This is a genomic window from Streptomyces gardneri, assembly GCF_006539185.1.
GTDB lineage: Bacteria > Actinomycetota > Actinomycetes > Streptomycetales > Streptomycetaceae > Streptomyces > Streptomyces gardneri.
In genome coordinates, this window is the sequence record NZ_BJMN01000075.1 from 22,956 (window position 1) to 29,580 (window position 6,625).

At 71.6% G+C, this 6,625-nt stretch carries 5 protein-coding genes; 3 read left to right on the forward strand and 2 right to left on the reverse strand.

Annotated features, from left to right (window positions below):
* Positions 1 to 140: 140 nt before the first annotated feature.
* Positions 141 to 908 carry a TetR/AcrR family transcriptional regulator gene (locus SGA01_RS37875; protein ID WP_141302719.1) on the reverse strand — a complete coding sequence of 256 codons (768 nt, stop codon included), beginning with the start codon at positions 906 to 908 and terminating at the stop codon, positions 141 to 143.
* A gap of 353 nt (positions 909 to 1,261) precedes the next feature.
* Here SGA01_RS37875 and SGA01_RS37880 point away from each other — a divergent pair, with 353 nt between their 5' ends.
* Together SGA01_RS37880 and SGA01_RS37885 are read left to right on the forward strand one after the other, a co-directional pair.
* Positions 1,262 to 2,626: an NAD(P)/FAD-dependent oxidoreductase gene (locus tag SGA01_RS37880; protein WP_141302720.1), complete on the forward strand. Its 1,365-nt coding sequence runs from the start codon at positions 1,262 to 1,264 to the stop codon at positions 2,624 to 2,626.
* Between the two features lie 106 nt (positions 2,627 to 2,732).
* Entirely contained in the window at positions 2,733 to 4,379 is a 1,647-nt protein-coding gene (locus tag SGA01_RS37885) for an ATP-binding SpoIIE family protein phosphatase (RefSeq protein ID WP_141302721.1), read from the forward strand.
* Positions 4,380 to 4,389: 10 nt separating this feature from the next.
* Here SGA01_RS37885 and SGA01_RS37890 read toward each other — a convergent pair whose 3' ends face one another.
* Positions 4,390 to 5,661 (reverse strand): MFS transporter, encoded by a 1,272-nt coding sequence (locus tag SGA01_RS37890; protein ID WP_174867680.1) that lies wholly within the window; start codon positions 5,659 to 5,661, stop codon positions 4,390 to 4,392.
* A 154-nt stretch (positions 5,662 to 5,815) separates the two neighbouring features.
* Here SGA01_RS37890 and SGA01_RS37895 point away from each other — a divergent pair, with 154 nt between their 5' ends.
* Positions 5,816 to 6,382 (forward strand): MarR family winged helix-turn-helix transcriptional regulator, encoded by a 567-nt coding sequence (locus tag SGA01_RS37895; RefSeq protein WP_141302723.1) that lies wholly within the window; start codon positions 5,816 to 5,818, stop codon positions 6,380 to 6,382.
* Positions 6,383 to 6,625: the final 243 nt, after the last annotated feature.

A 6,625-nucleotide genomic window follows, 5' to 3' on the forward strand; every position in this document is an offset into this window, starting at 1 on the left:
GCGCGGGCACGCCGAAGCGTCGCGTCCACTTACCACTCGTCCGGGGCGACTTCCTGTATCCGGGCGTAACCGCTCACACGTTCGTGCGATGTTTGTTGGTCCGCCCGGAGCAGGGGAAGGCCGCTTCCCGACGTGAGTCCCTACCGGGAGCGCAAGCCCTCGAGAAGGATGTCGAGGAGACGCGTCGAGGCAGCCGCCTGCTGCGCCGCGTCCGGCAGGGCCGGGGCAGCGGTGGCGATGACGAGCAGCACGTCGGCCACGGTCACGTCGGCCCGCAGCTCGCCCGCCTCACGCGCCCGGTCGACGAGCCGGCCGACGACGTCGAGCAGCTCCGCCGCCCCCGCGTCGTCCCGCTCCTCGGCCGGCACGGCGCGCGGCGCGACCACGCGGGCGTCGGGATCGGCGACACCCCGCTGGGACGGCACCCGGGCCGCGTCCTCCGAACCGTCGGCGCCGAGCGGCCCCGTGGGGTCGTCCACACCCACCCGCAGGACCTGCGGAGGCAGCAGCCTGCCCGCGCCCGAGGCCACCGAGGTCCGCAGGAACCGGGAGAGCGCCGACCACGGCTCGTCCTCCTGGCCCAGCGCGGCCCGCGCCTGCTCGGTCAGCCGGGAGGTCTCCTCCTCGGCTATGCGCCGCACCAGCACGTCCTTGCTGGGGAAGCGCCGGTAGACCGTGCCGACACCGACACGGGCGCGGCGCGCCACGTCCTCCATGGGAGCCCCGTAACCGAGCTCGCCGAAGACCTCGCGCGCGGCGCGCAGCACATGCTCCAGATTGCGCTGGGCGTCCACCCGCAGCGGCGCGGACCTGCCGCCCGCCGACAGGGACACCGTCCCGGCGCCCTGGCTGCCGTCAGCGGTCGCCGTACCGACGCCCGACTGCCATCGTGAATCCTGAATCTGCATAAGCGTTCCCCCGCTCATGATGTCTCCCCCCGGAGACTCCCCGCCCTGACACGAGGCTTCCGGCCCGTGAGCGCATCGGTCCACGCGCTCCCGTCCCACACCCCGATGAAGTACGAACATAGTTGAGTCCGGGTCAATTCAGAAGGGGCAGTTCCGTACGGTGCGCCCCCCGATCGGAGCAAGGCCCGGAAGACTCCCGATTCCGACCCCACGACCCACCCGTCACGCCCACTGTGACCTGCACCGTTTCCCCCGTACCCCGCTCGCGCGCCACCCCGCGCCTCCGTACCCCTCCGGTCACACAATTTGTCGAGCCTGTGGACAAACCACGGACGGCGTTGCGTCATGGGACAGTGACCGAACCTGCGCGCATTCTCGTGGTCGGCGGCGGCTACGTCGGCATGTACACCGCGCTGCGCCTCCAGCGGCAGCTCAGGGCCGAGCTCAGAGCCGGCACCGTCGAGATCGTGGTGGTCACCCCCGAGCCGTACATGACGTACCAGCCGTTCCTGCCCGAGGCCGCGGCGGGCTCCATCTCCCCGCGCCATGTCGTCGTCCCCCTCCGCCGGATCCTCGACCGCTGCCGGATCCTCATCGGCGAGGTCCGCTCCGTCGACCACGCCAAGCGGACCGCGGCGCTCTCCACCCTCGCCACCGAGGAGGAGGGCACCGGCGGCATCGAGCTCACCTACGACGAGCTGGTCCTCGCCCCCGGCTCCGTCTCCCGCACCCTCCCGGTCCCCGGCCTCGCCGACCACGGCATCGGCTTCAAGACCGTCGAGGAGGCCATCGGCCTGCGCAACCACGTCATCGAACAGATGGACATCGCCTCCTCCACCCGCGATCCCGCGCTCCGCGACGCCGCCCTCACCTTCGTCTTCGTCGGCGGCGGCTACGCGGGCGTCGAGGCCCTCGCCGAGCTGGAGGACATGGCCCGCTACACCGCGCGGTACTACCACAACGTCAAGCCCGAGGACCTGCGCTGGGTCCTCGTCGAGGCCTCCGACCGGATCCTCCCCGAGGTGGGCGAGGACATGGGCAGGTACGCCATCCGCGAGCTCCGCGGCCGGAACATCGACGTCCGTCTGGAGACCCGCCTCGAATCCTGCGAGGACCGGATCGCCGTCCTCAGCGACGGCACCCGCCTGCCCACCCGCACCGTCGTCTGGACCGCCGGCGTCAAGCCCGCCCCGGTCCTCGCCGCCACCGACCTGCCCCTGAACGAACGCGGCCGGCTCCGCTGCACCGCCCACCTCGCCGTCGAAGGCGTCGAACACGCCTGGGCGGCGGGCGACGCGGCAGCCGTCCCCGACATCACCTCCGGAGAACCCGGCAAGGAATGCGCCCCCAACGCCCAGCACGCCGTCCGCCAGGCCAAGGTCCTCGCCGAGAACGTCGCCGCCTCCCTGAGCGGCCGTCCGCTCACGGAATACGCGCACGCGTACGTGGGATCCGTCGCCTCCCTCGGCCTCCACAAGGGAGTGGCCCACGTCTACGGACGTAAACTCAAGGGCTACCCGGCCTGGTTCATGCACCGCGCCTACCACCTCAGCCGGGTCCCCACCTTCAACCGCAAGGCCCGCGTCCTCGCCGAATGGACCCTTTCCGGCCTGTTCAAGCGGGAAATCGTCTCTCTCGGCTCGCTGGAACACCCACGCGCCGAATTCGAACTCGCCGCCGCACCGCCACCCGCAGACGGCGACAAGCCGTCGTCCTGACATCACTGTCAGTGCACTCGTCCACACTGGACGTGTGACCATAGGTGGGCTCACACCTGCACAGCGTGACTCTGCACGGCACCGACACCACGAGGCATACAGATCCGTGAACTTCACCCGTTGGAGCGCCCGGCTCCCCGGCACGCAGCGCCGCGCGGCGCGGGGGACCGAAGGCTCCGTGCCCGCAGCCCGCGGTGAGTACGGGCAGCAGCTGGAGCAACTCCCCGAAGACACCGAAGGCACCGCCGCCGAGGTCCCCGCCCTGGAGGACTTCTCCGTACGGGAGCTCCTCGGCCGCCTCCCCGGCCTGGTCGCCCTCGTGTACGGCCCGGAGCACCGCATCGCGTACGTCAACGACGCCTACGCCGCCGCGTTCGGCCCCCGCCCCGCGGGCGCCACCGTCGCCGACACCTGCCCGGAGGCCGAGGAGCTCGGCCTCCTGCCCCTCATGGACCAGGTCCTGCGCAGCGGAAAGCCCCGGACGGTCAAGTCTCGCCGCACCCAGGACGGCGGCTCGTACACGGTCACGTGCCTGCCCGTCGACAGCCCCCACATCGAGGGCGGCGTCCTCGTCCACGCGGCCGACGTCACCGACCACGCCGAGGCCGCCGAGCGCCTCCGCGCCAGCGAGCGCCGCCACCGCGAGACCGCCGTCACCCTCCAGCGCTCCCTGCTCCCGCAGGAGCTGGAGCAGCCCGACGACCTGCGGATCGCCGCCACCTACCAGCCCGGCGGCACGGACGCGGCCGTCGGCGGCGACTGGTACGACGTGATCACCCTCGGAGCGGGCCGCACCGCGCTCGTCATCGGTGACGTGATGGGCCGCGGCGTGCGCGCCGCCGCCGTCATGGGCCAGCTCCGCACCGCCGTCCGGGCCTACGCCCGACTGGACCTGCCCCCGCACGAGGTTCTCCAGCTCCTCGACGGCCTCGCCGCCGAGATCGACGCCAGCCAGATCGCCACCTGCGTCTACGCGATCCACGACCCCAGCGAGGGCAAGCTGGTGTACGCCTCGGCCGGCCACCTCCCGATCCTCGTCCGGGACGAGGACGGCACCGTGCGCCGCGCCGAGGACCCCACGGGCCCGCCCCTCGGCACCGGCGGCTGGCTGCACGCCTCGGGCTCCATCGCCCTGCCGCCCGGCTCCACCGCCGTCCTCTACACCGACGGCCTGGTCGAGCGCCGCCGCGAGGACATCGACGAGGGCGTCGAGGCCCTGGCCCGCGCCCTCGCCGGCGCGAGCGGCACCCCGCAGGTCGTCTGCGACCGGCTGCTCCGCGCCCTGGGGGTCACCGCCGAGCACGACGACGACGTGGCCGTCCTCGTCGTCCAGCACCCCTCCCGCCAGGGCTCGGACGCCGAGCTCTTCCACAACGCCGCCCTGGAACTCCTCGGCGGGGTCGAGGCCGCGCCCCGCGCGCGTGCCTTCGCTTCGGGAGTCCTCTCGTCCTGGCGCTTCCCGGTCGAGCTGCGCGACCTGGGCGTCCTCGCCACCAGCGAGCTCGTGGCGAACTCCCTCCAGCACGGCACCCCGCCCATGCGCCTGCGCCTGCGCCGCACCGACCGCCGCCTGATCATCGAGGTGACGGACGGGGACGACCACCTGCCCCGCCGCCGCAGGGCGGAAACAGAGGACGAGGCGGGTCGCGGTATCTCCATCATCGCGACGATCGCCTCGTCCTGGGGAAGCCGCCGCACACCGGGCGGCGGCAAAGCGGTCTGGTGCGAGTTCGCCCTGCCGAACAAGCACTGACCGGGTCGGTCTAGACGGCCGCGGTCTCCTTCTCCGGAAGGTGCCGCGCGACGACCTTCGACGGCTTGGCGGCGGCCAGCGAGGGCTGGTTCTGCTCGGGGGTGAGCTGCCGGCCGAGCCGGACCGCCAGGAAGGTGATGCCGAGCGAGAAGAGCACGAAGGTCACGATGTACGGACCGTGCAGCGCGGCCCCCATGGGCCCGCCGACGGCCGGACCGACGGCCAGCGCGAGCTGCTTGACCAGGGCGAAGGCCGAGTTGTACTGCCCGACCATCGACTCCGGCGCCAGATCGGCCACCAGCGGCGCCACGGTCGGCGACAGCATCGCCTCGCCGAGCCCGAAGAGCGCGTACGTGGAGACGAACGCCGCGGTCGCCATGGCCTGGCTGCCGTGCCCGAGCCCCGCGTACCCGGCGATGAGCCACGCCACGGTCCAGATCAGGCCGACGGCCGCGATGACCCGGGTCCGCTTGCGGCGCTCGACGAACTTCAGCACCAGGAACTGCGCGGCCACGATGACCGCCGTGTTGGCGGCCAGCGCGATACCGAGCGTCGACGGCTCGATGCCGGCGGCCTCGGTGCCGTAGGCGGCGAGACCCGACTCGAACTGTCCGTAGCAGGCGAAGAAGAGGACGAAGCCGAGGACGCACAGCTGCACCATCGCCTTGTGCCCGAGCAGCGCGCGGACACCGCCGCCCTTGCCACCCTCGGAGGGACGGGCACCGCGCAGCGCGGGGGAGCCCGGCATCCGCACGGTCCCCACGACGGCCGCGAGCACCAGGAACATCGCCGCCTCGATCGAGAACAGCAGGATGAAGCTGCCGGGACGGCTCGTGTCGACGAGCAGGCCGCCGATCAGACCACCGACACCGAGGCCGAGGTTCTGCAGGAAGAACTGCATGGCGAAGGCCCGGGTGCGGCCGACGGGCGTCGAGCACCAGACGATCATCGTGGCGAGCGCCGGCTGGAGCACGGCCGTACCGGCGCCGAGCAGCGCAGCGGCCCCCACGGCGGCGGGCACGCTGGACGCGAAGCCCATCGCCACCGCACCCACGGCGGCCACGACCGAGGCGACGAGCAGGACGGGCACGGGCCCGCGCCGGTCGATGGCCCGCCCGCTGAAGGGCAGCACCACGAGCGCGGCCATGGCGAAGACGGCGAGAACGATGCCCGCGGTCGCCGCGCCCAGATCCCGCACCTGGGCGACGTACACATAGAGGTACGGCACGGTGAAGCCGAGTCCGAACGCGCTCAGCGCGCTGCCTGCCTGAATACGGCGCATCGCAGCGCCCCTCGCCTTGGTCACACTCACCCACTTCGGTCACAGGTTCAGAGGTGTAGCTCTGAACCTTGAAGACTTCAACACTAAAGTTAGACCCTTAACAGTACACAGTGAAGGACTTCAACGCCAACGAACCGCGTGGGATACTCCCCGCATGTCCGACACCCCCGAGCGGTCCGGCCCGCAGGCCCCCCAGGAACCGACCCTCGACGAGCAGATCGCCGCCTATCAGCGCGAGTACCGCGACCTCGACCCTCAGGTGGAGAAGGTCGTCTCGGCACTCGGCCGGCTCAACCGCCGGATGAACGTGGCGTACGGTCGCCAGCTCGCCGACCTCGGCATCAGCAACGCCGAGTGGGAGGTCCTCAAGACCCTGGTCCTCGCCGGAGCCCCCTACCGTCTGGGCCCGGGCGGGCTGGCCAAGCGGCTGGGCCTCACCCCGGCCGCCATGACCCACCGCATCGACCGCATGGCGGGCGAAGGCCTGGTCACCCGCGACCGCGACGAGAACAACCGCGTCCGCGTCATCGTCGAGCTCACGGACGAGGGCCGCTCGAAGTGGCTGGAGGCCATGCGCATGGCCACGGGCTTCGAGGAGGACCTCCTCCAGGACCTCACGGCAGAGGAGAGGGGAGTCCTCGGCGAGGTCCTCATCCGCCTCCTGCGCCGTGTGGAGCTCACCCAGCCGGACGCCGGCGGCCGCCTGACTGACCTGGACTGACACCACCACCGCGCACCCCGGCCGGGGGTTGACACGCCCCCACCGGATGCGTAATGTTCTCCGAGTTGTCACGGAGCCGGAACGGTTCTCCGACAACCACTCCCGCCGCTGATGCGGCACCTCTTCTCAGCACGATCTCCCCACCGGGACGAATTTCGGCATGCCGAAATTCAATTCGAAAGACTCGATTATGAGTTGACGGGGGAATCCGCTAGAGTTTGAGACGTCGGAACGGCCCAACAG